A 25929-nucleotide genomic window follows, 5' to 3' on the forward strand; every position below is an offset into this window, starting at 1 on the left:
CAACCGAGACTAGGAGAACCCGATGAGCAACATGCAGGCGCGAGTGACGAGTAGCGACAGGGCGTTTCACGTCGAAGGCTACGAGAAGATCGAGTACGACCTCCTCTACGTCGACGGCATCTTCGCACCCGATCAAGAGGCCCTGGCCGACTGCTACCGGCCCTACGGCCGGGTCCTGATGGTCATCGACGAGGTGGTGTACGACCTCTACGGCGAGCAGATCCGCGCCTACTTCGACCACCACGGCCTCACGCTGACGGTCATACCCGTGCAGATCCGCGAGACCGCCAAATCGCTGGAGACCTTCGAGCGCATCGTCAGCGAGTTCGACGCCTACGGTCTGGTGCGCACCGAGCCCGTCCTCGTCGTCGGTGGCGGATTGACCACCGACGTCGCGGGTTTCGCGTGTGCGAGCTACCGGCGCAACACGCCCTACATCCGCATCCCGACCACGCTGATCGGCCTGATCGACGCCAGTGTGTCGATCAAGGTGGCGGTCAACCACGGCAAGCACAAGAACCGCCTCGGTGCCTACCACGCCTCGCAGAAGGTCTTCCTCGACTTCTCCTTCCTGCGCACGCTTCCCGAGGATCAGGTGCGCAACGGCATGGCCGAGTTGATCAAGATCGCCGTCGTCGGCAACGCGGAGATCTTCGGACTGCTCGAGGACCACGGGGCGGACCTGCTGCGCACCCGATTCGGCCACCTCGACGGGACCGAGGAGCTTCGCCGGGTCGGGGACCGCCTCACCTACCAGGCCATCGCCACGATGCTGGACCTCGAGGCGCCGAACCTGCACGAGATCGACCTGGATCGGGTGATCGCATTCGGTCACACGTGGAGTCCCACATTGGAACTCACGCCGCCGGCGCCGTTCTTCCACGGCCATGCGATCAACATCGACATGGCGCTCTCGACCACACTCGCCGAACAGCGAGGACTGCTGTCGGCCACCGACCGCGACCGGGTGCTCAACGTGATGAGCGCACTCGGCTTGGCACTCGACAGTGACTACCTCACCGCCGACCTGCTCGCCTCGGCCACCGACTCGATCCTCAAGACCCGCGACGGCATCCTGCGTGCCGCCGTCCCGGATCCGATCGGAACGTGCCGGTTCCTCAACGACGTCACCGTCGACGAACTCGCCGACACGCTCACGTTGCACAAGAAGTTGTGCCTCGAGTTCGATCGTGGCGGGGACGGTGTCGACATGTTCACGCCTGCCACACCCGCCGCGTCCCATGCCTGACGCCATGGCTGCGCAGGAGACCCTGCCGGCACCACCGCGTGCCGTGACGCCGACGACGATCGTCGCCGCCGAACTGGTCGACCTGTGTGCGGAACTGGAGGCGTGGGGCGGGGCGCCGGCGGACCTGCTGGACCGGATGCGCCGCGTGCGCGGTCTGGCAGGCGGACTGGACCCGTACCTGGATCACTGCACGACCGCCGAGTCGCCCGCATTGGCGCGACTGGCGCAGCGGACGCGCGAGACGGATTGGGCAGGCCAGTCCTCCGGGCAGCTCGAGCAGGAGATGCTGTCGGGCCACGTCGAGGGGCAGGCGCTGAAGTTCCTGGTACGACTGTGCGGTGCCAGGCGAGTGCTCGAGGTCGGGATGTTCACCGGCTATTCGGCACTCGCAATGGCAGAGGCGCTGCCGGACGGCGGATCTCTGGTGGCGTGCGAGGTCGATGCCGGCGTCGCGGAGTTCGCGAGGGGCTGCTTCGACGACTCCCCGGTGGGCGACCGCATCAGCGTGGAGGTGGGTCCCGCCATGGACACGCTGCGCCGATTGGCAGCCGGCGTGCCGGAGACCGGGCCGTTCGACTTCGTCTTCATCGACGCGGACAAGTCGGGCTACCTTGGCTACCTCGATCTGCTGCTCGACGGCGACCTGCTGAGCCCGGACGCCGTCATCGCGGTGGACAACACCTTGATGCAGGGGCAGCCGTACACCGGGGTGGGGGTGACGCCCAACGGTTCGGCGATCGCCTCGTTCAACGAGGCCGTCGCCGCCGATGCCCGGGTGGAGCAGGTGATCCTGCCGCTGCGTGACGGACTCACGCTGATCCGGCGCATCCCGACGTGACGACGTCGACGATGACCTCGACCCCGGCGCCGATCACCGCGGGGGCCGAGGTGCGCCCGGGTTCGGCCGTCCGCACGCTGCTCGCCCTCGCCGGGCTGTGCGTCACCGCGCCGATCAACCTTGCGGTGGTTGCACTCGCGCTCGCGACCAGGACGCCGCAGCCCCGCCACGGCGACGGAACGGGCCGTGCCAGAACGGTTTTGATCAGCGGCGGAAAGATGACCAAGGCGCTCCAACTCGCGCGGTCGTTCCATACCGCAGGGCACCGGGTGATCCTCGTCGATTCCGCGAAGTACCGGCTGACCGGCCACAGGTTCTCCCGGGCCGTCGACCGATTCCACGTCGTGCCCGAACCCACTGCGCCCGGGTACGCCGAGGCGCTGCTGGACATCGCGCGCCGTGAGGGGGTCGACGTCTTCGTGCCGGTGTCGAGCCCTGCGTCGAGCGTGCACGAATCCGATGCCCGTCGCCTGCTCGACGAGGTGTGCGAGGTGGTGCATCTCGACTCCGAGATGGTGCGCAGAGTGGACGACAAGTCAGAGTTCTCCCGCACGGCGGAGGCGATCGGTCTGCGGGTTCCCGACTCCCGCCGCATCACCGACGCGCGGCAGGTCGAGGAGTTCGAGTTCGGTGAGGGTCGCAGCTACATCCTCAAGCGGGTCGCATACAACCCCGTCGGGCGGATGGACCTCACGCGTCTGACACGCGAGACGCCCACGCAGAACGCCGAGTTCGCGCGGCGGCTGGACATCACCGCCGATGACCCGTGGATCCTGCAGGAGTACGTCACCGGTCAGGAGTACTGCACGCACGGCACGGCCCGCGACGGCCACCTGCAGGTCTACTGCTGCTGCGAGTCGTCGGCGTTCCAGATCAACTATGCAGCGGTCGACAAGCCCGAGATCGAGGACTGGGTGCGCCGTTTCGTCGCAGCCCTTCGACTCACCGGACAGGTGTCGTTCGACTTCATCGAGGCCGCCGACGGGCACGTCTACGCGATCGAGTGCAACCCGCGCACCCACTCGGCGATCACGATGTTCTACGACCACCCGGACGTCGCAGCGGCCTACCTCGAGGACGCTCACCCGACGATCACGCCGAATCCGTCAGCGCGGCCCACGTATTGGCTCTACCACGAAGTGTGGCGGCTGCTGACCCAGTCCGGTCGACGAGACCGGATCGCCACCATCCTGGCAGGCAAGGACGCCATCTTCACGCGCTGGGATCCGCTGCCGTTCTTCGCCGTCCATCACGTGCAGATTCCGTCGCTGCTGTGGCGGAACCTGCGGCGCGGCACCGGATGGACGAAGATCGACTTCAACATCGGCAAGCTCGTGGAACCGGGTGGGGACTGACGTGACCGGACCGCGCACCGTGCTACACCTCGTCGGATCACCAGTCGACGACTTCCACGCCGAACTGTCCCGGTTGTACGCCGGCGCCTGCCTGACCGCGTTGGCCGACCCAGATCGATACGACGCACGAGTGGCCTACGTTGCGCCGGACCGGAGCTGGCGGTTCCCGGCCGATCTCTCGGACCGGGCACTGGCCGCGGCACCGCCGATGTCCGTGGCCGAGGCGATCGCTCACGTCGGCACCCTCGACGTCGACGTCGTGGTCCCGCAGATGTTCTGCCTTCCCGGGATGACGGCCTACCGGTCGCTGTTCGAGACGCTGGGGATCCCGTATGTCGGTAACTCCGCCGAGGTGATGGCGATCGCCGCGGACAAGGCCAAGACGCGCGCCATAGTCGCCGCTGCCGGAGTTCGCGTCCCCGACGGCCGTGTCGTCCATGACGACGCGCCCTGCGACGTCCCGTTGCCCGTGGTGGTCAAGCCGGTGGGGGCGGACAACTCGGTGGGTGTCTCGCTGGCCCGATCCGCGTCCGAGTACGGGCCCGCCGTACGCTCGGCGCTGGCCCACGGGGGCCGCGCCCTCGTCGAGTCCTATGTCGAACTCGGGCGAGAAGTGCGCTGCGGCATCATCGTTCGCGACGACCAGTTGGTGTGCCTGCCGCTCGAGGAGTACGCCGTGGACACCGCGACCAAACCGATCCGCGGCGGCGACGACAAGCTCGCCCGTTCGGCGGACGGCGAGCTGTTCCTGGTGGCCAAGGAGGGCAGCCGGGCCTGGATCGTGGCGCCCGACGACCCGGTGAACGAACGGGTGTGGGCTGCCGCCCGTCGCGCCCATCGGGCACTCGGATGTCGGCACTACAGCCTCTTCGACTTCCGCATCGACCCCGAGGGCAACCCGTGGTTCCTCGAAGCCGGACCGTACTGCTCGTTCGCCCCCACCAGCGTGATCGCGGTTATGGCAGCGGCCACCGGGACCCCGGTGGATCAGCTCTTCGCCGACACCCTCGAACAACTCGACCGCGAACGGAGCGCCGCGTGCACGTCACGTCACTGAACCCCGTCGGGGCCGTCGTCGAGGGCATTCGCGTCGACGGTCTCGACCATGCCACCGCGAACCGACTCCGGGTGCTTCTCGGCGAGCACGGAGTGGTGATCATGCCGGGCCAAGACGCCGACGACGACGGCTTCCTGAGGTTCCTGCGGAGCTTCGGAGAGTTGATGTTCACCGCCGGTGAGACGCCCGTCGACGGCTTCGCCGACCTGAACGTCATCAGCAACGTCGGCCGAACGACGCCGCCACGCTCGACGTTTCACGTCGACACCACGTACGTGCGAAATCCACCTGCCTACACGGCATTGCGCGCGGTGGAGGTGCCCGAACTGGGTGGTCACACACTGTTCACGAACCAGTACCGCGCTTTCGACACGCTTCCCGAGCACGTGCGGCACGACCTCGAGGGCCGGGTGATCGAGCACGTGGTCACCGGCGTGGAGGTGGGCGACGACGACGAGACGTCGGCCCGCCACCCCGTGCTACGTCCGCACCCGGTCACCGGTCGCACCGCGTTGTTCCTGACCACGCCGAAGCGGTGCGCGTCGATCAACGGGTTGGGGCCGCAGGAGGCCGCCGCGACGGTGGATTACCTGTTCGAGCATTCGACCCGGGACGACAACGTGACCAGGCACGCGTGGTCGGCGGGGGACGTGGTCATGTGGGACAACCGGTGCGTGATGCACAAGGCCGACCACTCCGGCGTCGTAGGGCGGCGCGTGATGCACCGCGGGATGGTGGCGGACGTCGCTTGATGCCGACGTCGGCGTGACGGCATGATCGTGGCCGTGACGTCGATGGGTGGCTGGCTGCGCACCGTCCGGTTCGCCGTGTCGCGGCGCCGGGTCGGCGTTCCGATCCGCGCCTACGACGCGACGACCGGCCAATGGCGCGACGTCGATGTCGAGAAGACCGATACGACGCGCGACGAGTTCACGGTGGCGACGTTCAACGTCTGGTTCGATGAATACCACGCTCGCCGGCGTTACGCCGCCATCGCCGACGAACTCAAGCGAGATGCACCGGACGTCATGGTGTTTCAGGAAGTGACGACGCCCGCGCTGGACGTCCTGCTCGCTCGACCGTGGATCCGCGCGGAGTACCGGAGCGCTACCGTGACGGGTCGACGCGTGGGCAACTACGGCATGTTGATCCTGTCGCGACTGCCGCTCGAAGACGCCGTCTACAGCCGGCTGCCGACCGCGGCGGCGAGGGGACTGCTCACCGCGGGAGTAGCGGTCAACGGCGCTCGTCTGACCGTCGGTTGCGTCCATCTAGACAGCGGGAAGGCCTCGGCGCGGCTACGCGAGCGTCAACTGGCCGCAATCTTCGAGGCGACGGCAGACGACCGCGACGTGGTCCTGCTCGGAGACTTCAACATGCGCGATCACGAGGATGGCGGGATCGAGCCCCGGTACCGGGACGTCTGGCCCAGCCTGCGACCGGATGATCCCGGATACACCGAGGACACGTCGATCAACCTGATGCGCCTCGACAGCACGCAGAAGGAGCGTCACGTCCGGTTCGATCGCGTGCTGCTCAAGGGCGACGGCTGGGTGGCCAAGGACATCGAATTGCTGGGTACGGCGCCGATCTCGCCGACGTTGCCGCGGGTGTTCCCGTCGGATCACTTCGGTGTCCGCTGCCGCCTGGTGCGGGCGGGGACGGCCGGCCACTGATCCGGCTCCGACCGGGCGTCGTTTCCCAGGTCGACGTGGCATGATCAACATCGTCCCAGGGTGCAGACCGGCCGCCCTCCCTCCACGATCGGAGAGGTTCGGGTGTGGGACCCGTTGCACCCTGGCACCGCTTGTGCCTCCTCGTGGCAGACGCCGACACGGACTCGGCCGCCCGTCTCCGCGGACTGATCGCCGAAGCGCTCTCCGACGCCGACGTCGTGTGGACGACGTCGATGGCGAGCGTCGAACGGCATCTGACCTGGCTGCGGCCGGATTGCGTGCTACTCGACTTGGATCTCCCCGATGGCCGGGGTCTGGCAGGGCTCGACCGCATGACGGCGGCGGCGCAGGCCATCCCCGTGATTGCGTTGACCGCGTCGGACGACGTCGACTTCGGCATCCTCGCGGTTGCCTCCGGTGCGCAGGACTTCCTGGTCAAGCGTCGCACCGACGCCGACTCGCTGCGCCGCGCGCTGATGTACTCGATCGAGCGCAAGCGCGGGGAACTCGCGGCACTGGAACTCGAGTCCATACGCCTGAACGCCGATGAGAACTCCCGCCTGGAACGAGGCTTGCAGCCCACCCCGCTGCTGCTGCCCGCGCCGGGCGTCGACGTCGTCACCTCCTACCGGCCCAGCCGCGCAGGCACGCTGCTGGGCGGCGACTTCTACGACGTGGTGCAGACGCCCGATCGCGTGACGCACGTGGTGATCGGCGACGTGTCCGGCCACGGCCCGGAAGCGGCAGCGCTGGGCGTGGCCCTGCGGATCGCCTGGCGCACGCTGGTGGCGTCCGGGGTGCACGGCGCGGCCGTCATGCCCAGACTCGAGTGGCTGCTGCGGGCCGAGAGGGACGGCCCGAGCAGCTTTGCGACGGCACTGTCGCTCTCGATCCAGCCCGACGGCTCCGTCGACGCCGTCTGCGCGGGCCATCCCGGCATGCTGTGGCACGGGACGTCGGATGTGCACTGGGTGGAGCCACGCAGGGGGCCGGCACTGGGCCTGGGCGGCGTCGAGTGGCCGGTGGAGTCCTTCGCTCTGCCCGACGGCGTGGGCCTGATCCTGTTGACCGACGGGCTCTTCGAGGGGCACAGCGGATCCGGCAACGACAGGCTGGGCGAGGACGGTCTGCTGGAGATTGCCAGGGGCGTGTCCGCGCTCGAGGCCGGGGACTTCGTCGAGGCGCTGATCGGCGGTGCTGAGCGACGGGCTAGCCAGCACGGTGGTTTGACCGATGACGTTGCGGTGGTGCGCATTGCGCGCTCGGCCGAGCTGATGGCTGCCAGGCCCGCCGGTTTCGGCGCGGCACGGGACGGGTACTGACGCGTCGAACGTCGACGAAAACCTCATCACCCACGCGACCGTCCGCTCGGCAGTCGATCGCCTGCAGAGCGAACATCGGAATATCGACGCCGACAACGCCTTTCGTGCGCTGTACCACGTGGCGAAGCGTCACGACGTGAAGCTGCGGCACCTCGCGGCCGCGGTCGTCGACATGGAGCCACGGTCCAACGTCCGCCAGATGGACGAGCCGGAGCTGCCGTTTGCGCCTGGTCGCCGCGCAGGCCTACCCAGCCGCACCGACGTCATGGCCGACCTACTCGCCGAAGCCGTGGAGTTGACGTCGGCCGACGCCGCGGCTGTTCACCTGCGCCACGCCATGCGCGGGGGACTGTGCATCGAGCGCGACTCCGGGTTGGGCGAGGGGTTCCGGCGACAGTTCAGTTACGTCGACGACGGAGGCTCCGCCGCGGGCCGCTCCAGCGCGCGCTGCGAGGTGGTCCGCATCGACGACGTGAGCACGTCGCCGATCTACACCCGTGCCGACGTCGCCGTGCTGGCAGACGAGGGCATCCGGGCGCAGCTGGCAGTGCCGATGTGCGACGAGACCGGATTCAATTGGGGTGCAGTCGATGTGCTGTTCACCGAGCGGCATCCCCGCATCGATCCATTCGGAGTCGACATGCTGCACGGCCACGCGGATGCCTGCGCACAGTGGCTGCGGTGGTACGACCTGACCGTCATGCCGAAACTGGTCGCGGCCGTGCACCGGTCGGTGCAGGCGACGGGTTTGGTCGACGTCGCTTCGGCATAGCGGGTGACTGGTCACCGGGCCGACCCCGCTCGCCGATGAGGTGGCCCGGGCTGGGTTGGTGATGAGCCGAACCGTCCGCGGGCTCCTGACAGTCCGTGCATGAACTCAAGGGCGACTCCCGCACGGTGGGGGATCTCTGGTGAGCGCAACAGATTCAGGCGCGGCGCGTCTCCTCTACGCGAATGTCCTGCAGAACCGCAGGATCGACCAGGCCTGTCCATCCCATGTACTGATCGCCTTCTAGGCCCAAGTCCTTCGCCACCGAAGGAGGACCGATGAACTCCACCAGAATGCGCCCGTCCGGCAGAGTCCGCTGAAGCGAGACTTCGTGCCCCTCGAGAGTCCCCCTTGTGCGAAGGTGAAGCACACCGTCAAGAGCTGACCTCGGCACCTTCACCCAGGGGCCGCGCTGACCCATCGCAACCGGAGACTCTCCCGACTCGAATCCATGGGGCACGTCGGGTCCGGGCCGTGCACGAATGGCCACCCAGTCATCGCCACTGAAGACGATGTCGAACCGCTCACCTCGGTACTCGGCGACCGCACCAGTCATGGGTATGTCAGCCATCAGTATCCTGCGCTATCCATGGGTTGCCTGTGAGGGCAGCCGAGACTGGCGTCCCTCCAACTCGATGCTGCCGCGTTCAGAGCAATCTCGCACCAACACATCCTGTGCGAACAGCCGTCCGAGACAATCGGTTGACGATCCAGAGAGTTCATCCTTGGTCGATTGGCGCTGGCCGTCGCACTCGACCAAGCGCGACTTGGGGATGGTCGGCTAGGCCGGACCGAAACGCTTCTCCGCGGAGATCTTCTCTAGGGATGACATCTCGGAGCACGAACGGGCAACCCTGTCTTCTGCGAACAACGTCTCGATGCGTTCCAGATTGCTCTCCATCCATGCGGCCGACTCCTTGGCGGACGTTGCACTCGCTTCCGCCAGCCCCTCGAGGTACTGACGAACAATGGGTATGCGGAACCAATTCTTCTGCGAGTCAAGCTGGGTGGGTGCCACATCGCAAAATAGTCGGCCCCGCTCGTTACTGAACCAGAAGCTGGCCGACGGGCCCGTCAATCGCAGAGAGGCGTCACCCGTGGGTCTTCCGTCGGTGCTCGAGTCGGTGATCCGGTATCGCGGGTTCGTGTAGAGGAACTCGAAGTTGTTGTATAAGTGCGCCAGTAGAGTCTTCACGCATTTCTCCTATGGTGGTGGTAACAGAGTACGGTCGCCCGATCGCCTGTACCCATGTTCTTCGAGGTATCGGAGTTCGGCTTCGGTGTAACTGCCTTCTCGAATCTTCTCGAGGTCCACTGAGAACGTGATCACGTCCCCGTTGGCGATCGCGACGTCGAGAACGTGTTGGTTGGCTGCGAGTTGCTCGATCGGCGAGAACTCCTCCCACCTGTCTCCGAGGCTGAAGTAACTCGCACCGCGGTCCTCGGCCACGGCAATGTATGACGGCCCTCCGCCAGGTGGATTGAATGGGCCGAGCACCGTCTCGCCGCTGCCGGTGAGGAACTGCTCTGACAGCACGCGCAGTTCTGGCGACATATGGCTCAACGGTTCGTCGAGATTGAATCTCGGCCCATCGACAGCGGTGTCGTCGTCGGGCTCCGGGAGCCGGTCTGGGGGCTCGTCCGCGGGGTCGCCTAATAGACCGTCCCCTGTCGCCGAATGATGCTGATCTGCGTCGAGAGGGACGTCGTCGGGTGTGGTTGCTGGCGCGGTCGCGGCTGGCTCGGTTGCCTGCTGGTCGACGCCCTCGCCGGTACTGGCACCATCCGCCCGTGGCGGCTCCCCACCCGCGTGTGCGGCCGCTGACGTGCCGGGGTCGGATCTCGTTTCGCCAGAACCTTTTCCGCTCGCCGAGTCGGGGACTGGTGATCCACCGGGAGCGGCGGATGGGGCCGCGTCGGCCGGCGAGGGGCCGCTGCTGGCAGCAGGCGCACCCGAGTTCACCGGCGCAGAGCTGTCCCCACGTCCCGGTCCGGCAGCAGCGCCCGTTTCTGGGTCCGGTGATCCGGTGGTCGGCTCCGGCGATGCGACCGGTGGGCCATCCTCGCCGCCAGTACCCTGACCCCTGCCGCCAGGAGGCGTCGTCCCGGTCGAGTCACCCGACCTGGCGGGTCCACCGGGAGCGCTCGGACTCGTAGGCGTGCCAGCACCATTGGGCGCGAACGGTCCGATGACCGAGTCGGGCACGGTGCCAGGCCGGAACTCGGGCATCTCCGGGAGACCCCGTCCGCCGCCCGGTACGTCGTTCAGATCGGGCAGGCGGTCGCCGCCGCCAAGGCCTGGGACGTCCGACAGTCGGGGGAGCCGCCCTTCGTCGAAGAGTCGGGTCGTGTAGCTCAAGCCCTTCGCCACCGAGCCAGTCTTGGACAGCGCGCCGCCGGGAACGAACAGCGACCCGATGTTGAACGCCGCCTCTCCGGCGGCTCTGCCGGGGTGGTCGCCCGACCACTTGTCCCACGCCACGAACTCCTTACCCATGTTCGCAAGCACGCCGGGCAACGTCGACGGATCCTCTGCCACCGACTGGGCGAGTTCCGCCATGCCCTTCCAGGTGTCAACGTCGGCCATCGACACCACACCCGACACGGTGTTGATCAGGCCGGTGGTCAAACCCACCTGAAAGTCGGTGTAGAGGGTGACCGAGTCGGCGAGCGCATTGCCCACGTCATCGCCGAAGGTCTCGACCAGGATGGGTCGGATCCATCGTTGGAACGCGTCCGCTGCCAGGCCGAGGGCGATCGTGAGTTCCTCGAGCAGTCCGACGACACCCTTGACCTGGTTCTGGAAGTTCTCCAGCACCTCGCCGACGTCATGGGCGATCTCGCGCAGGATGTCATCGCCCTCGCCGGTGAGGAACCCGGTGACCGTGTCCCACAGCCCATCGAGTGAAATCCGATCCATCAGGCGGCGGATGGCGTCCTGGGTGTCCTGCACGCCGCCGGCGAAGTCGTCGACCGATTGACCGATCGTCTTGGCCATGTCCGCCAGCGTGGTCACGCCCTCGTCGAGGTCGGACAAGGCCTGGCCGATCTTCCCACCCTCGGGGATTTCCTGTTGTGCCACTGCGCTTTCGAGTGCCGCCATGTCGCCGTCGAACGCCGACAGTCCCGTTGCGAGGTTGCGCCACTGCGCCGCGGTGACGCGCAGGAGCGATGGGTTGCCCGACGGCCAGGACATCATCGGGCCGAGGAAGGGCTGGAGGATGGCCCACTTGGTCGGCGGGGGGACGACCGCACCGCTCGGACCCATCGGAACGTCTGCAGCCGTCGTCTTCCCTGGTTGGCCGCCCACGCCACCGGTTGGCCCCGGTCCGCCGATGGTCGATGCGGCGTCGGCGTTCTGGTAGTTGTAACCGGTCGCCTCCAACATGAAGCCGACCACCTCGTGGGCCTCGACGGCCTTCGCCAACGCGTCGGCGAACTGCTGAGCTTGGCGCCCGTACTTGATGCCGAAGTTCAGCCCGGCCGGATCCATGCCCGAGGCGATGCCACTGCCCACGGCCGCGCCCAGCGCGTCGGACAGCATGCCCAGTTGCGAGCCGATGGAGCCGAGCCGCCGCCCGGAGTCCGCCAGAACTTGCGGATCGACCTCTATCCGCACGATCGCGCCCCCGCCGCTCTACCGCCTGCGCCGACTACCCCCACATCTGGCCGTTCTTGCTCACCGCGTCCGAGTAGTTCTCCCGCGCGGCCCCGGCGATGGTCTTCAGCTGTTCGAGCGCCGCCTTCATCTGATCGGCGCCCTCGTCCCACTGCCGCTGCGCCTGGGCCTGCTGATCCGAGGCCTCGCCGTGCCACGTCGAGCGCAACGCGGCCATGGCCACGTCCACGTCGTCGAGGACCTCGGTCACCTCTTGCCCGAACTTCGCCATGTGATCGATGGCTGCCTGCAACTGCGCGAAATCCACCACCAGCATCGTCAGGCCTCCCGGCTTCGCGGCTGTTCGACGGAACGCGTCGGTGACCCGCCGGCGCCCTGCACGGTGGTCCCGAGAGCCCCCGACGCCGACTCGTCGGTCTTGGCGTACTCCCTGCCTGCGATCGTCAACAGCTCCGACATGCGCTGCAGGCCTTCGGCGACCTGCTGCGCCCCGTCGTGCCACTTCTCCCAGGCCGGTGCGTAGGCCGACGCCGCGCCGCCCATCCATCCCGACCCCAACAGCCGCGTGGTCTCGTCGTCGACACCCGACAGCCCATCCCGAAGCCGCTGCGCGGCGTCGTCCAGACGCGCTGCCGCCGAGTCCAACTCCGACACGACGACTTCGACGGACTGCCCCACCCGACGGACCTCCAGCCTCTCGACGGTCAGCTGAGAAAGAGCCTATCGGCGGTCGGAGGGGGTCGGATGCACCAGTTACTCTCGCCGCACGGCAGTCCACGCACCGTGGCTCCGGCGCAGCGACCCGGGAGAAGTGACAGCGTGCTCATCACGATCGAGGGCGTCGACGGCGCGGGCAAGCGCACCCTGACCGACGGGTTGCGCGCGTCGTTCGAGGCGGACGGCAAGACCGTCACCACCCTCGCGTTCCCGCGCTACAAGCAGTCGGTCCACGCCGACGTCGCCTCCGAGGCCCTGCATGGCCGCCACGGCGACCTCGCGGACTCGGTCTACGCGATGGCGATGCTGTTCGCGCTCGACCGGGCAGGCGCGCGCGACGACATCGAGCGGCTCCGCGCCGACGTCGACGTCGTGATCCTCGACCGCTACGTCGCCTCCAACGCCGCCTACAGCGCCGCGCGCCTGCACCAGGGCGTCGACGGCGAGGTCGTGAGCTGGATACGCGCGCTGGAGTTCGACCGGTTCGCGATGCCGATGCCCGACTGGCAGGTTCTGCTGGCCGTGCCGACCGAGTTGGCCGCCCAACGGGCGCAGCGACGCGCCGAGACCGACGCCGACCGCGCTCGCGACGCCTACGAGCGCGACGACGGTCTGCAGCGCCGCACCAACGAGGCGTACGCCGCGCTGGCTGCGCAGAACTGGTGCGGCCCTTGGCACGTCGCTGGCCCGGACACCACGGCCGCCGAGCTGGCGTCGGCGCTGCGGGCCTGAGCGCGGGGCGCGCTGCCCGCCCAACGGCAAAACGCCCGGTGTGGTAACCGGGGTTTATCGCGCATCGGTGACACCATGGTCACCATGAGGCAAAGGATTCTGGTCGTCGACGACGATCCATCGCTGGCCGAGATGCTGACGATCGTGCTGCGCGGTGAAGGATTCGACACGGCCGTGATCGGCGACGGCAGCCAGGCGCTGACCGCAGTGCGCGAACTGCGGCCCGATTTGGTGCTGCTGGACCTCATGCTGCCCGGCATGAACGGCATCGACGTGTGCCGCGTCCTGCGCGCCGACTCCGGTGTGCCGATCGTGATGCTGACCGCCAAGACCGACACCGTCGACGTGGTGCTCGGCCTGGAGTCCGGCGCCGACGACTACGTCATGAAGCCGTTCAAGCAGAAGGAACTCGTCGCCCGCGTGCGCGCCCGTCTGCGCCGCAACGACGACGGCCCCGCCGAGATGCTGTCGATCGCGGACATCGAGATCGACGTGCCCGCGCACAAGGTCACCCGTGCCGGGGAGCAGATCTCGCTGACGCCGCTGGAGTTCGACCTGCTCGTGGCGCTGGCACGCAAACCGCGCCAGGTGTTTACTCGAGATGTGCTGCTCGAGCAGGTCTGGGGCTACCGGCACCCCGCTGACACCCGGCTGGTGAACGTCCACGTGCAGCGGCTGCGCGCCAAGGTCGAGACCGATCCGGAGAACCCGCAGGTGGTGCTCACCGTTCGAGGAGTGGGATACAAGGCCGGACCCCCATGATCTTCGGCTCCAAGCGCATCCGGGGCGGCTGGGGGCAAGGCCCCGTGCTGCGCGGGCTTGGAGCGCTGACCCGGGCACTGTCCTTCGCGTGGCGTCGTTCCCTGCAATTGCGGGTGGTGTCGCTGACCCTCGGACTGTCGCTGGCCGTCATCCTCGTGCTGGGGTTCGTGCTCACCAGTCAGGTGACCGACCGCATCCTCGACGTCAAGGTGCGTGCCGCCACCGAGGAGATCGACCGCGCCCGCACCACCGTCAGCGGCATCGTCGGCGGCGAGGAGACCCGCTCGCTCGACAGCAGCCTGCAGCTCGCGCGCAACACGCTCATCGACCGCAAGGCCGACTCCGGCGCCGGTCTCGCAGGCGCGTTCGACGCCGTGCTGGTGGTGCCGGGCGACGGGCCGCGCGCCGCGACCGCCGCAGGCCCGGTCGGCCAGGTGCCGGATACGTTGCGCGACTTCGTGAAGGCCGGTCAGGTCAGCTACCAGTACGCGACCGTCCGCACCGACGGCTTCAACGGGCCCGCCCTGATCGTCGGCAGCCCCACGTCGTCGGCCGTCACGAATCTCGAGCTGTATCTGATCTTCCCGTTGAACAACGAGGAATCCACCATCGCGTTGGTGCGCGGGACGATGGCCACCGGCGGCATCGTGCTGCTGGGTCTGCTCGCCGCGATCGCACTCCTGGTGGCCCGGCAGATCGTGCTGCCGGTGCGCTCGGCGTCGCGGATCGCCGAGCGGTTCGCCGAAGGACACCTCACCGAGCGCATGCCGGTCCGCGGCGAGGACGACATGGCCCGCCTGGCGGTCTCGTTCAACGACATGGCGGAGAGCCTGTCCCGCCAGATCACCCAGCTCGAGGAATTCGGAAACCTGCAGCGCCGCTTCACCTCCGACGTCAGCCACGAGCTGCGGACGCCGCTGACCACGGTGCGCATGGCCGCCGACCTGATCTACGACCACAGCGACGACCTCGAGCCCGCGCTGCGCCGGTCGACCGAGTTGATGGTCAGTGAACTGGACCGGTTCGAGAGCCTGCTGAGCGACCTGCTCGAGATCTCGCGGCACGACGCCGGCGTCGCCGAACTGTCCGTCGAATCGGTCGACCTGCGGTCGACCGTCGAGAGCGCGCTCGACGACGTCGGGCACCTGGCCAAGGACGCCGACGTTGACCTCATCGTCGACCTGCCCGGCGAGCACGTCATCGCCGAGGTCGATCCCCGCCGCGTCGAACGCATCCTGCGCAACCTCATCGCCAACGCCATCGACCACGCCGAGCGCAAGCCCGTGCGCATCCGGATGGCCGCCGACGACGACACCGTCGCCGTCACCGTGCGCGACTACGGCGTCGGTCTGCGGCCCGGTGAAGAAAAGCTCGTCTTCAGCCGGTTCTGGCGCTCGGACCCGTCGCGCGTGCGGCGCTCGGGTGGCACCGGACTGGGCCTGGCCATCAGCATCGAAGACGCCCGACTGCACCAGGGCCGCCTCGAAGCCTGGGGCGAGCCGGGCAAGGGCGCGTGCTTCCGCCTGACCCTGCCGCTGGTGCGTGGTCACAAGGTGACGGCCAGCCCGCTGCCGTTGAAGCCGGCGGGACCCGACCGGCCGCCGCGCCGACCGGCGCGAGAGCGCGAACCGGCGGGGGACCGGGCGTGAGACGCGCCGTGGCCGCCATGGCCGCGATCGTGATCGGCGCCAGCCTGGTGGGCTGTGCCGGCGTGCCCAGTTCCTCTGCGCCACAGGCGATCGGCACCGTCGAACGCCCCGCGCCACCGAGCCTGCCCACGCCGAACCCCGGCATGGATCCCGACGTTCTGCTGCGGGAGTTCCTCAAGGCGACCGCCGACCCCGCCAACCGCCATCTGGCCGCGCGCCAGTTCCTGACGGAGTCGGCGTCGCAGGCGTGGGACGACGCGGGCAGTGCGCTCCTGATCGACCGTGTGGTGTTCGTCGAGACCCGCGGGCCCGAGCGTGTCACCGTCACGATGAAGGCCGACATCCTCGGCTCGCTGTCGGACATGGGCGTCTTCGAAACGGGGGAGGGCGCCCTGCCCGACCCCGGCCCGATCGAGCTGGTGAAGACCCCGGCCGGGTGGCGCATCGACAAGCTCCCCAACGGAGTGTTCCTCGACTGGGCGCAGTTCCAGGCCACCTACAAGCGCAACACGCTGTACTTCGTCGACCCGACGGGCCAGACCGTCGTGCCCGACCCGCGCTACGTCGCGGTGTCCGATCCCGAACTGCTCGCCACCGAACTCGTCACGAAGCTGGTGTCGGGACCGCGGCCGGAGATGGACGACACGGTCCGCAACCTGCTCGGCTCGCCGTTGCGGCTGCGCGGTCCGGTGACGCGCGCCGACGGCGGCAAGACCGGCGTCGGCCGAGGGTACGGCGGGGCGCGGGTCGAACTCGAGAACCTCTCGACCACCGATCCGCACAGCCGCACACTGCTTGCCGCGCAGTTGATCTGGACGTTGTCGCGGGCCGGTGTCAACGGGCCCTACGTCATCAACGCCGACGGCGCCGCGCTCGACGACCGGTTCGCCGAGGGCTGGAGCACCTCCGACGTCGCGGCCACCGACCCCGGCGCCGACCCCGGCGCCGCTGCCGGACTGCACGCCCTGGTGGGTGGCTCGCTGGTGGCGCTCGACGGACAGCGCGCCCCACGGGTGTCAGGATCGTTCGGGCAGTTGCCCGGCCAGACCGCGGCGACGCTGTCGCGCAGCGGGCAGGAGGCGGCAGCGGTCGTGACACAGCGTCCCGGTGCGCCGGACATGGCGTCGGTGCTGTGGGTCGGACCGCTGGGCGGCAACGCCGCACAAGCCATCGACGGACGAATGCTGACCCGGCCGACCTGGTCGCTGGACTCGGCGATCTGGGTGGTCGTGGACGGCGTCAACGTGGTGCGCGTCATCCAAGAGGCGGCATCGGGGCAGCCCGCCCGCATCCCGGTCGACTCGGCGGCCGTGGCGACGCGCTTTCCCGGCCCCATCACCGACCTGAAGTTGTCGCGCGACGGGACCCGCGCGGCGATCGTCGTCGAGGGCCAGGTGATCCTGGCGAGCGTCGTGCAGACCCAGGGCGGGCAGTACGCGCTCACCTACCCGCGGCGGTTGGGGTTCGGTCTGGGCGACACCGCGGTGTCGCTGGCGTGGCGCACCGGCGACGACATCGTCGTGACGCGGACCGACGCGCAGCATCCGGTGTCCTACGTCAACCTCGACGGGGTGAACTCCGACGGACCCAGCCGCAACCTGCTGGCCCCGGTGACCACCGTGGCGGCCAACCCGTCGTCGGTGTACGTCGCGGATCAGCGTGGCGTGCTGCAACTCTCGGGTGCCGCCGCCGAGGGCGACCCGGTCTGGACCGAGGTGCGGCCGTTGATGGTGGCCGGTGCGATGCCGGTGCTACCGGGCTGACTGCGCCGAGCGCTGGCGCTCGACGAACTCGATCGACATCCGCTGCATGAAGCCAGGGGCGAAACGCGCGACCCGCCAGGCGGTGCGGGCCTGCCGCGGCCACACCAGCAGCGCCCTGTTGCGTTCGATGGCGATCAACGTGTCACGGGCCAGGTCGTCGGGTGAGGCGAACGTCGCGCTGCGCTGACCCATTCGGTAGAAGTCCCTGCCGACGAACCCGCCGACCGCGCCCTTGTCGAGGATCGGTGTCTCGACCGCCGTCGGGCAGATGGCCAGCACGCCGACGCCGCGACCAGCTGCCTCCGAGCGCAGGGCGAGGGACAGCCCGACGACGGCGTGCTTGCTCATCACGTAACTGGTGATCTGGCCCGCCGCCGCCAGACCTGCCATAGACGCGGTGTTGACGATGTGGCCGTGGCCCTGGCGAACCATCTGCGGATAGGCGGCGGCCACCCCGTGGACGACGCCGCGGATGTTCACGTCGATCACGGCGTTCCACTGGTCGAGCGTCAACAGTTCCGTGTCGCCACCGAAGGTGATGCCCGCGTTGTTGAACATCAGGTCGAGTCGGCCCGCCGCGGCCACGACGTCGTCGACGCACGCCTGCACCGCGGCCGCGTCGGTGACGTCCAGTCGCGCGGAGCGGGCACCCAGCGCAGTGGCGGTGCGCTCCGCGGCGTCACCGTCGACGTCGGTGCACAGCACGCGGGCGCCCACGCCGGCGAGGGCCCGACACAGCGCGGCGCCGATGCCGGACCCCGCGCCGGTGACGATTGCCGTCTTGGCTGACCAAAATCCCCGGTCGCTTCGCTCCTGCCCGCCGGACCAGAACCCCCGGTCCCTCACGCCGTGCCCATCAACCGGTTCAGGTGACCCATCACGTCCGGGTAGCGCTTCATGTGGGCGCCGCCGTTGATGTCGAGCACCTCACCGGTGATCCACGATGCCTTCTCCGAGCAGAGGAACACCACGGCGTCGGCGATGTCCTCGGGCGTGCCCGCCCGGCCGAGCACGGTGTTCTCGACGTAGTCCTCGACGACGCCGGGCACCAGTGCTGCGCCCTCGGTGAGTGGGGTGCGGACGAAGCCCGGGGCGACGGCGTTGACCCGGATCCCTCGCGCCGACAGCTCCATGGCGGCCACCTGGGTGAGCATCGACAAGCCGGCCTTGGCCGAGCAGTAGGCGCTCATGCCCGCCGCGGGCTGGCGGCCGTTGAGCGACGAGATCCACAGCAGCGCACCGCCGTCGCGCAGATTGCGGCCCGCGTGCTTGGCGACGATGAGCGACCCCGTCAGGCAGACGTCGATGACGGAGCGGAACTGGTCGACGGGCATGTCGACGATGAGGCTGATGTTGCTGAAACCCGCCGTGGTGACCACGACGTCGAGGGGGCCCGACGCTTCGAACAGCGCGGCGACCGAGTCCTCGTCGGTGACGTTCACGGCAGCCGCCGCGTGCGGCTCGCCCAGTTCGGCAGCGCGCACCGACGCACCGTCGGCGTCGAGGTCGGCGACCAGGACCCGGTAGCCCTCGGCGGCCAAGGCCTTCGCCGATGCCCAGCCGATGCCCGACGCGCCCCCGATGACGAGTGCCGTCCGCCCGCCGTCGTCTTCAGTCACTGTGCCTCCAGATCTAAGGATCGGCCAACTGTAAGTGACTCGACACCGCGGGCGGCCGCCTTCGCGACCAGCGGTGTCGGAGGCCCGCCCCAGACTGGTCGCGTGCTGGCCGATCTCGTCCTCCCGCTCGAATGCGGCGGCTGCGGCGCACCGGGGGTCCGGTGGTGCGGGCCCTGCGCGGACGCGCTGATGACCAGGGCCGCCGAGCCGCTACTGGTCTCGCCGCGGCTCGACCCCGGCGCGCCGGTGTTCGTGCTCGGCCGCTACGTAGGCGCCCGCAGGCAGGCCATCGTCGCGGTCAAGGAACGGGGACGCGCCGACCTCGTCGTTCCGCTGGGGGCGGCGCTCGAGATCGGCCTGGGCAGGCTGGTGACCTGGGGCGTGGTGCCGCGAGGGCCGGTGCTGGTGCCCGCACCCACCCGTGCCACGTCTGCGCGCCGGCGCGGTGGCGACCCGGTGGCACGCATGGCCAAGCTCGCGGCGGGTCCCGATGGCGTCGTCGTCGAAGCGCTGCGCATGCGCGCGTTCACCAGGGATTCGGTCGGCTTGTCCGCCGCGGAGCGACAACGCAACGTCGCCGGTCGGGTCCGGCTGCGACGGCCGGTCGACGGTGAGGTGGTCCTGATCGACGACGTCGTGACGACCGGTGCCACCGCAGCCGAATCGGTCCGCGTCCTGCAAACAGCAGGCGCGCGCGTCAGCGCGGTCCTCGCGATCGCCCACGCATGACCGTCGGCCGGTGTCACGCCGAGGTGAACGGGAACGAACAGTTGGCGACCGGTCTGCGAAATTTGTGGCACGAACCGGTGAACTCGGACTACCTTCGAGGACAACCGATCGTGAGTTCCTCACGAGGGCGCTGATTCAACCAGCGCCACATCGCCTGGCAGCGGTAGGAGGTGAGTCCTCGACACCTTGCGCCGGTGGGTGGCGACTTGCAGGTCCCGTCGGCGCGTTTCCCGACCAGCCGGCACGCCTCGATGCGTGCGACGCGAAGAGAAACGAGATGCCAAGTATGTCAACAAAATCCGTGCAACCCGACCAGTCGACCATGGTCGTCGACGGGGAACGGCCAGCAGCGCCGAGCGCCGAGGTGGTCGTCAAGGGCCGCAACGTCGAAGTCCCCGACCACTTCCGCACCTACGTCTCAGAGAAGCTGGCTCGCCTCGAGCGCTTCGATCGCACCATCTACCTGTTCGACGTCGAACTCGACCACGAGCGCAACCGTCGTCAACGCAAGAACTGCCAGCACGTGGAGATCACGGCGCGCGGCCGCGGCCCGGTGGTTCGCGGAGAGGCCTGCGCCGACAGCTTCTACGCCGCGCTCGAGGGCGCGGTAAGCAAACTCGAGAACCGACTCCGTCGCAGCAAGGACCGACGCAAGATCCACTACGGCGACAAGACGCCGGTGTCGGTGGCCGAGGCGACCAAGGTCGTCGACCCCGATGCATTCCTTCCTCCCGTCCCCGCCACGGAGGAGGCCGCCGACCAGAACGGCGCGGCCACCGAACACGAACCCGGTCACATCGTGCGGACCAAGGAACACCCCGCCAACCCGATGACCGTCGACGACGCCCTCTACGAGATGGAACTCGTGGGTCATGACTTCTTCCTGTTCCACGACAAGGAGAGCGACAGGCCGAGCGTCGTCTACCGACGGCACGCCTACGACTACGGGCTGATCAGACTGTCCTGACCACCCCGGCCGGCACGGGGTCCCCGAACGGGGGCTCACGTGCCGGTTTGGGCGGTTGTCTCGGCGAGTCACCTACGATGGGTGTCGTTTGACGGAACACCGGTCAATCGAAAGATCCATCGAACCCGCAGGGGATGCAGCGTGCTGACGAGATTGCTCCGCATTGGCGAAGGCCGCATGGTCAAGCGCCTCAAGAAGGTCGCCGAATACGTCAACTCGTTGGCCGACGACACGGAGAAGCTCTCCGACGCCGAACTGCGCGCGAAGACCGACGAGTTCAAGAAGCGCATCGCCGACGGCGAGTCGCTCGACGACCTGCTGCCAGAAGCATTCGCGGTGGCCCGCGAGGCCGCGTGGCGCGTGCTGGGCCAGCGGCCCTTCGACGTGCAGCTCATGGGTGGCGCCGCGCTGCACTTCGGCAACGTCGCGGAGATGAAGACCGGTGAGGGCAAGACCCTGACCAGCGTGCTGCCCGCCTACCTCAACGCGTTGAGCGGCAAGGGCGTCCACATCGTCACCGTGAACGACTACCTGGCCAAGCGCGACCGCGAGTCCATGGGCCGCATCCACCGCTTCCTCGGGCTCGACGTCGGCGTGATCCTGTCGCAGATGACGCCCGACGAGCGCCGCGTCGCCTACGCCGCGGACATCACCTACGGCACGAACAACGAATTCGGCTTCGACTACCTGCGCGACAACATGGCGCACTCGACCGCCGACATGGTGCAGCGCGGCCACAACTTCGCGGTCGTCGACGAGGTCGACTCGATCCTGATCGACGAGGCCCGTACGCCGCTGATCATCTCCGGACCCGCCGACGGCGCGTCCAACTGGTACCTCGAGTTCGCCCGTCTGGCTCCGCTGATGGAGAAGGACAAGCACTACGAGGTCGACATCCGCAAGCGCACCATCGGCGTGCACGAGATCGGCGTCGAGTTCGTCGAGGACCAGCTCGGCATCGACAACCTCTACGAGGCCGCGAACTCCCCGCTGGTGAGCTACCTGAACAACGCCATCAAGGCCAAGGAACTGTTCCAGCGCGACAAGGACTACATCGTCCGCAACGGCGAGGTCCTGATCGTCGACGAGTTCACCGGCCGCGTGCTGCTGGGCCGCCGCTACAACGAGGGCATGCACCAGGCCATCGAGGCCAAGGAGCACGTCGAGATCAAGGCGGAGAACCAGACCCTCGCCACGATCACGCTGCAGAACTACTTCCGCCTCTACGACCGGCTCTCCGGCATGACGGGCACCGCGCAGACCGAGGCGGCCGAGCTGCACGAGATCTACGGCCTCGGCGTGGTCAGCATCCCCACCAACAAGCCGATGATCCGCGCCGACCAGTCGGACCTGATCTACAAGACCGAGGAAGCCAAGTACATCGCCGTCGTCGACGACGTCAGCGAGCGCTACGAGAAGGGCCAGCCGGTCCTGATCGGCACGACGAGCGTCGAGCGCTCGGAGTACCTGTCCAAGCAGTTCACCAAGCGCCGCATCCCGCACAACGTGCTGAACGCCAAGTTCCACGAGCAGGAGGCCGGCATCATCGCCGAGGCCGGCCGACGCGCGGCCATCACCGTCGCGACGAACATGGCCGGTCGCGGTACCGACATCGTGCTCGGTGGCAACCCCGACTACCTCGCCGACAAGCGGCTGCGCGACCGCGGGCTCGATCCCGTCGAGACGCCCGAGGACTACGAAGCCGCATGGGATCAGACGATCGCCGACGTCAAGGCCGAGGTGGCGAAGGAGGCCGAAGAGGTCATCGCCGCGGGCGGCCTCTACGTGCTGGGCACCGAGCGTCACGAATCGCGCCGCATCGACAACCAGCTGCGCGGTCGCTCCGGCCGTCAGGGCGACCCGGGTGAATCCCGCTTCTACCTGTCGCTGGGTGACGAACTCATGCGTCGTTTCAACGGCGAGACGCTGGAGTCGCTGCTCAACCGGTTGAACCTGCCCGACGACGTGCCCATCGAGGCCAAGATGGTGTCCCGCGCGATCAAGAGCGCGCAGACCCAGGTCGAGCAGCAGAACTTCGAGATCCGCAAGCAGGTGCTCAAGTACGACGAGGTGATGAATCAGCAGCGCAAGGTGATCTACGCCGAGCGCCGCATGATCCTCGAGGGCGAAGACGTGCAGGCCGAGGCGCGCAAGATGCTCGTCGACGTCGTCACCGCCTACGTCGACGGGGCCACGGCCGAGGGCTACTCGGAGGACTGGGACCTCGAGGCGCTGTGGACGGCGCTCAAGCTGCTCTACCCGGTCGGCATCGACCACCACGACCTGATCGACGGCGACGCCGTCGGCGAGCCCGGCGAACTGACCCGCGAGGAGCTGCTCGAGGCGCTGATCGCCGACGCCGAGCGGGCCTACGCCGAGCGCGAGGCGCAGCTCGTCGAGATCGGCGGCCCGGACGCCATGCGGTACCTGGAGCGCAGCGTGCTGCTGTCGACCATCGACCGCAAGTGGCGCGAACACCTCTACGAGATGGACTACCTCAAGGAGGGCATCGGGCTGCGCGCCATGGCGCAGCGCGACCCGCTGGTCGAGTACCAGCGCGAGGGCTATGACATGTTCATGGCGATGCTCGACGGCCTCAAGGAGGATGCGGTCGGCCTGCTGTTCAACGCACAGGTGCAGGCGGCTCAGGACCCGGCCAGCCAGGTCGCCCCGGTCGCTGCGCCCGCCAACCTCGCGCAGTTCGCCAAGGACGCTGCCGCCAAGGCCCAGGCCCAAGGCGGCGGAGTCGCGACCAAGGAAGCCCCGCAGGAGCCCGCGCCCGCGTTGCGGGTCAAGGGCATCGACGACGACGAAACACGTCGGCCCATGACCTACGTCGGACCGTCCGAGGACGGCTCGGCCGAGGTGCAGCGCCAGGGTGGCGCCGGTGGCAGGCACTCCGCAGGGTCGAACGGCGGGACCCGCAAGGAGCGTCGGGAGGCTGCGCGCAAGCAGAACCGTGGCGGTCCCAAGGCTCGCCGCGGCTAGCCGCGAGTTCAGCCTGGGCGGCTAGCCGATCTGCAGCGCCACCACCTGCCAGCGGCCGCCGACCACTTCGACGCGGCCGGCGATCGCTCGCACGCGCTTGCCCCTGGTGTAGGTGGCGAACACCTCGGCCGCACCCGGTTCTCCGGGGCACCCCGAGACGGCACGCAGTCGCACGCGCTTGAGCGCGGCGGCGCCCTCGGGTGACGGCGTACGCGTCAGCACGGACACCGCGTCGACCAAATTCGGCCGCAGCACCGCACGCAACTGGCCGGCGGGTCGACGCCGGTCGACCACCTCGAGCACGCGACGCAGCGCGGCGTCCGCGAACACCGCGGCTGCCCGCGGGACCGGTGCCTCGCGCCGAGGCCTCGTGGCGGGCGTCATGGGCCGCGGGGTACGCCGGTGCATCGTGGTTTGCGTCGGCATCGGACAGGGCACCGTGGTGCCGACCGGCGGCGGCTCGTAGTCGATGACCGGCGCGGTGAGGCTCTGACGTGCGGGGGCGATGAGTGATGCGCTCATGGTGGGTCTCCAGCGGTCGACACGGTGTGGTGGCATCTGCTGGAGAGGCGCAGATGCATTCATGATCGCACGGCGGGAAGACACCTCCATGCACCCGTGATGCGGGACCGCAGAATCGGCGGTTACCGTGACGGGGTCCGCGCACGTCGTGGCGATGGCTCGAAGGGGGAGGGGTGCGGCGTCATGGTGACTCGGCTGTCAGCAGCTGACGCGTCGTTCTACCACCTCGAGAACACCTCCACGCCGATGTACGTGGGGACGCTGTCCATCCTGCGCAAGCCGCGCAACGGGCTGAGCTACGAGACCCTGCTCGCCAACGTAGAGCGGCGGTTACCGCAGATCCCGCGCTACCGGCAGAAGGTGCGCGAGGTGTCGTTCGGCCTGGCCCGGCCGGTGTGGGTCGACGACCGCGACTTCGACATCACCTATCATATCCGGCGCTCGGCGCTGCCGTCCCCGGGCAGCGATGCCCAGCTACACGACCTGGTCGCCCGACTCGGGTCCCGGCCGCTCGACAGGTCGCGCCCGCTGTGGGAGATGTATCTTGTCGAGGGTCTGGCCAAGAACCGCATCGCGATCTACACCAAGTCCCATCAGGCGCTGGTGAACGGTATGACGGCCCTTGAGATCGGCCACGTGATCGCCGACCGCACGCAGAAGAGCCCGGAATTCGGCGAGGACATCTGGATTCCCGCCCGCGAACCCAGCGACAGGCAGCTGCTGCTCGGCGCGGCGCTCGAATGGATCGCGCGCCCCGGTGCGCAGCTCTCGGCCGCCCGCAACGCGGTCACCGAGGTCGTGACGAACACGTCGCAGGCCGTGGAGACCGCACGCCGGTTCGCCGACGTCGCCCGCACCGTCGCCAGGGGCACGGCGCCGAGCAGCCCGCTCAACACCACGGTGTCGCGCAACCGCAGGTTCACCGTCGCGTCCCACGATCTCGACGACTACCGCACGCTCCGGGCGCGCTACGACTGCGACGTGAACGACGTGGTGCTGGCCGTCGTGGCGGGCGCGCTGCGGAACTGGCTGATGTCGCGCGGCGAACCGGTGACGACGTCGTCCACGGTGCGCGCCATGGCCCCGATGTCGGTCTACCCGGACGGGGAACTCGACGCCGCCGGGCCGGGGCAGGCGATCAGCGAGGTGTCGCCGTTCCTGGTCGACCTGCCCGTCGGCGAGGGCAACGCCGTCGTCCGGTTGTCGCAGATCGCCCACGCGACCGAGTCGGCGTCGACGGCGGCGAGCCTGGTTGACGCCCGAACCATCGTCACGCTGTCGGGGTTCGCGCCACCGACGTTGCACGCCATGGGAATTCGAGTCGCGACGAGCTTCTCGGCGCGCCTGTTCAACCTCCTGATCACCAACGTTCCGGGTGCCCAGAAGCAGATGTACGTCGCGGGCACCAAGCTGCAGGAGACGTACGCGGTACCCCCGCTGCTGCACAACCAGGCGCTGGCGATCGGCGTCACCTCCTACAACGGCATGCTCTACTTCGGCATCAACGCCGACCGCGACGGCATGAGCGACGTCGACGTGATGCCGAGCCTGTTGCGCGAATCACTCGACGAATTGCTGGATTCCGCGCGCTGATCG

Annotated in this window: 24 protein-coding genes; 16 read left to right on the plus strand and 8 right to left on the minus strand. The window is 68.6% G+C overall.

Features of this window, described 5'->3' with window-relative positions; all coding sequences use genetic code 11:
- Positions 1–22: 22 nt before the first annotated feature.
- From LOK44_RS19155 to LOK44_RS19190, 8 genes are all read left to right on the plus strand, one after another.
- Entirely contained in the window at positions 23–1249 is a 1227-nt protein-coding gene (locus LOK44_RS19155) for a sedoheptulose 7-phosphate cyclase (protein ID WP_237571696.1), read from the plus strand.
- A gap of 4 nt (positions 1250–1253) precedes the next feature.
- Positions 1254–2087 carry an O-methyltransferase gene (locus LOK44_RS19160; protein ID WP_237571697.1) on the plus strand — a complete coding sequence of 278 codons (834 nt, stop codon included), beginning with the start codon at positions 1254–1256 and terminating at the stop codon, positions 2085–2087.
- Between the two features lie 11 nt (positions 2088–2098).
- A complete protein-coding gene (locus tag LOK44_RS19165; protein WP_237571698.1) occupies positions 2099–3442 on the plus strand; it encodes an ATP-grasp domain-containing protein in 1344 nt (447 codons plus the stop codon).
- A gap of 1 nt (position 3443) precedes the next feature.
- Positions 3444–4499: a D-alanine--D-alanine ligase family protein gene (locus LOK44_RS19170; RefSeq protein ID WP_237571699.1), complete on the plus strand. Its 1056-nt coding sequence runs from the start codon at positions 3444–3446 to the stop codon at positions 4497–4499.
- On the plus strand, positions 4481–5251 hold the full coding sequence (locus LOK44_RS19175; protein WP_237571700.1) for a TauD/TfdA dioxygenase family protein: 771 nt from the start codon (positions 4481–4483) through the stop codon (positions 5249–5251). The genes LOK44_RS19170 and LOK44_RS19175 overlap by 19 nt, the downstream gene beginning before the upstream one ends.
- 42 nt (positions 5252–5293) lie before the next feature.
- Complete coding sequence (locus LOK44_RS19180) at positions 5294–6175, plus strand: endonuclease/exonuclease/phosphatase family protein (protein ID WP_237571837.1); 882 nt, start codon at positions 5294–5296, stop codon at positions 6173–6175.
- A 143-nt stretch (positions 6176–6318) separates the two neighbouring features.
- Positions 6319–7497, plus strand: coding sequence for a PP2C family protein-serine/threonine phosphatase (locus LOK44_RS19185; RefSeq protein ID WP_237571701.1), 1179 nt, complete (start codon positions 6319–6321; stop codon positions 7495–7497).
- A gap of 118 nt (positions 7498–7615) precedes the next feature.
- Positions 7616–8269: a GAF domain-containing protein gene (locus LOK44_RS19190; RefSeq protein WP_237571702.1), complete on the plus strand. Its 654-nt coding sequence runs from the start codon at positions 7616–7618 to the stop codon at positions 8267–8269.
- Positions 8270–8423: 154 nt separating this feature from the next.
- Here LOK44_RS19190 and LOK44_RS19195 read toward each other — a convergent pair whose 3' ends face one another.
- The 5 genes from LOK44_RS19195 to LOK44_RS19215 form a co-directional block, all read right to left on the minus strand.
- Positions 8424–8837: a hypothetical protein gene (locus LOK44_RS19195; protein WP_237571703.1), complete on the minus strand. Its 414-nt coding sequence runs from the start codon at positions 8835–8837 to the stop codon at positions 8424–8426.
- 210 nt (positions 8838–9047) lie between these two features.
- Positions 9048–9461, minus strand: coding sequence for a hypothetical protein (locus LOK44_RS19200; RefSeq protein ID WP_237571704.1), 414 nt, complete (start codon positions 9459–9461; stop codon positions 9048–9050).
- Positions 9462–9470: 9 nt separating this feature from the next.
- Complete coding sequence (locus LOK44_RS19205) at positions 9471–11885, minus strand: WXG100-like domain-containing protein (protein ID WP_237571705.1); 2415 nt, start codon at positions 11883–11885, stop codon at positions 9471–9473.
- Positions 11886–11919: 34 nt separating this feature from the next.
- The gene (locus LOK44_RS19210) at positions 11920–12201 is read right to left on the minus strand and encodes a WXG100 family type VII secretion target (RefSeq protein ID WP_237571706.1); all 282 of its coding nucleotides are present in this window, start codon (positions 12199–12201) and stop codon (positions 11920–11922) included.
- 2 nt (positions 12202–12203) lie between these two features.
- Positions 12204–12563, minus strand: coding sequence for a WXG100 family type VII secretion target (locus LOK44_RS19215; RefSeq protein ID WP_237571707.1), 360 nt, complete (start codon positions 12561–12563; stop codon positions 12204–12206).
- A gap of 141 nt (positions 12564–12704) precedes the next feature.
- Between LOK44_RS19215 and LOK44_RS19220 the strand changes: the two genes are divergently transcribed.
- The 4 genes from LOK44_RS19220 (at position 12705) to lpqB (ending at position 17508) form a co-directional block, all read left to right on the plus strand.
- Positions 12705–13334, plus strand: coding sequence for a dTMP kinase (locus LOK44_RS19220; protein ID WP_237571708.1), 630 nt, complete (start codon positions 12705–12707; stop codon positions 13332–13334).
- 75 nt (positions 13335–13409) lie between these two features.
- On the plus strand, positions 13410–14096 hold the full coding sequence (mtrA, locus tag LOK44_RS19225; protein WP_163918640.1) for a two-component system response regulator MtrA: 687 nt from the start codon (positions 13410–13412) through the stop codon (positions 14094–14096).
- The gene (gene mtrB / locus LOK44_RS19230) at positions 14093–15745 is read left to right on the plus strand and encodes an MtrAB system histidine kinase MtrB (protein WP_163918639.1); all 1653 of its coding nucleotides are present in this window, start codon (positions 14093–14095) and stop codon (positions 15743–15745) included. Before mtrA ends, mtrB begins: the two co-directional genes overlap by 4 nt.
- Positions 15746–15762: 17 nt before the next feature.
- A complete protein-coding gene (gene lpqB, locus LOK44_RS19235) occupies positions 15763–17508 on the plus strand; it encodes an MtrAB system accessory lipoprotein LpqB (RefSeq protein ID WP_237571838.1) in 1746 nt (581 codons plus the stop codon).
- Here lpqB and LOK44_RS19240 read toward each other — a convergent pair.
- Both LOK44_RS19240 and LOK44_RS19245 read right to left on the minus strand, forming a co-directional pair.
- Positions 17497–18282, minus strand: coding sequence for an SDR family NAD(P)-dependent oxidoreductase (locus tag LOK44_RS19240; protein ID WP_372481274.1), 786 nt, complete (start codon positions 18280–18282; stop codon positions 17497–17499). The genes lpqB and LOK44_RS19240 overlap by 12 nt on opposite strands.
- Before the next feature lie 68 nt (positions 18283–18350).
- Complete coding sequence (locus LOK44_RS19245) at positions 18351–19127, minus strand: SDR family NAD(P)-dependent oxidoreductase (protein WP_237571710.1); 777 nt, start codon at positions 19125–19127, stop codon at positions 18351–18353.
- 105 nt (positions 19128–19232) lie between these two features.
- Between LOK44_RS19245 and LOK44_RS19250 the strand changes: the two genes are divergently transcribed.
- From LOK44_RS19250 to secA, 3 genes are all read left to right on the plus strand, one after another.
- Positions 19233–19856 carry a ComF family protein gene (locus LOK44_RS19250; protein ID WP_237571839.1) on the plus strand — a complete coding sequence of 208 codons (624 nt, stop codon included), beginning with the start codon at positions 19233–19235 and terminating at the stop codon, positions 19854–19856.
- A 286-nt stretch (positions 19857–20142) separates the two neighbouring features.
- Entirely contained in the window at positions 20143–20823 is a 681-nt protein-coding gene (hpf, locus tag LOK44_RS19255) for a ribosome hibernation-promoting factor, HPF/YfiA family (protein ID WP_237571711.1), read from the plus strand.
- 141 nt (positions 20824–20964) lie between these two features.
- The gene (gene secA / locus LOK44_RS19260) at positions 20965–23811 is read left to right on the plus strand and encodes a preprotein translocase subunit SecA (protein ID WP_237571712.1); all 2847 of its coding nucleotides are present in this window, start codon (positions 20965–20967) and stop codon (positions 23809–23811) included.
- Positions 23812–23832: 21 nt separating this feature from the next.
- Here secA and LOK44_RS19265 read toward each other — a convergent pair whose 3' ends face one another.
- Positions 23833–24333, minus strand: coding sequence for an Rv3235 family protein (locus LOK44_RS19265; RefSeq protein WP_237571713.1), 501 nt, complete (start codon positions 24331–24333; stop codon positions 23833–23835).
- Between the two features lie 183 nt (positions 24334–24516).
- On the opposite strand from LOK44_RS19265, the gene LOK44_RS19270 reads away from it, so the two are divergent.
- A complete protein-coding gene (locus LOK44_RS19270; RefSeq protein ID WP_237571714.1) occupies positions 24517–25926 on the plus strand; it encodes a WS/DGAT/MGAT family O-acyltransferase in 1410 nt (469 codons plus the stop codon).
- Positions 25927–25929 lie beyond the last annotated feature (3 nt).

It is taken from the genome of Mycolicibacterium lacusdiani, assembly GCF_021916785.1.
Lineage (GTDB): Bacteria > Actinomycetota > Actinomycetes > Mycobacteriales > Mycobacteriaceae > Mycobacterium > Mycobacterium lacusdiani.

Coding starts and splice junctions, on each gene's coding strand:
- lpqB (WP_237571838.1), top strand. CDS start 15,763: ATGGCCGCGATCGTGATCGGCGCCAGCCTGGTGGGCTGTGCCGGCGTG.
- LOK44_RS19265 (WP_237571713.1), bottom strand. CDS start 24,333: ATGAGCGCATCACTCATCGCCCCCGCACGTCAGAGCCTCACCGCGCCG.
- mtrB (WP_163918639.1), top strand. CDS start 14,093: ATGATCTTCGGCTCCAAGCGCATCCGGGGCGGCTGGGGGCAAGGCCCC.
- LOK44_RS19210 (WP_237571706.1), bottom strand. CDS start 12,201: ATGCTGGTGGTGGATTTCGCGCAGTTGCAGGCAGCCATCGATCACATG.
- LOK44_RS19155 (WP_237571696.1), top strand. CDS start 23: ATGAGCAACATGCAGGCGCGAGTGACGAGTAGCGACAGGGCGTTTCAC.
- LOK44_RS19160 (WP_237571697.1), top strand. CDS start 1,254: ATGGCTGCGCAGGAGACCCTGCCGGCACCACCGCGTGCCGTGACGCCG.
- hpf (WP_237571711.1), top strand. CDS start 20,143: ATGTCAACAAAATCCGTGCAACCCGACCAGTCGACCATGGTCGTCGAC.
- mtrA (WP_163918640.1), top strand. CDS start 13,410: ATGGTCACCATGAGGCAAAGGATTCTGGTCGTCGACGACGATCCATCG.
- LOK44_RS19270 (WP_237571714.1), top strand. CDS start 24,517: ATGGTGACTCGGCTGTCAGCAGCTGACGCGTCGTTCTACCACCTCGAG.
- LOK44_RS19195 (WP_237571703.1), bottom strand. CDS start 8,837: ATGGCTGACATACCCATGACTGGTGCGGTCGCCGAGTACCGAGGTGAG.
- LOK44_RS19165 (WP_237571698.1), top strand. CDS start 2,099: ATGACCTCGACCCCGGCGCCGATCACCGCGGGGGCCGAGGTGCGCCCG.
- LOK44_RS19180 (WP_237571837.1), top strand. CDS start 5,294: ATGGGTGGCTGGCTGCGCACCGTCCGGTTCGCCGTGTCGCGGCGCCGG.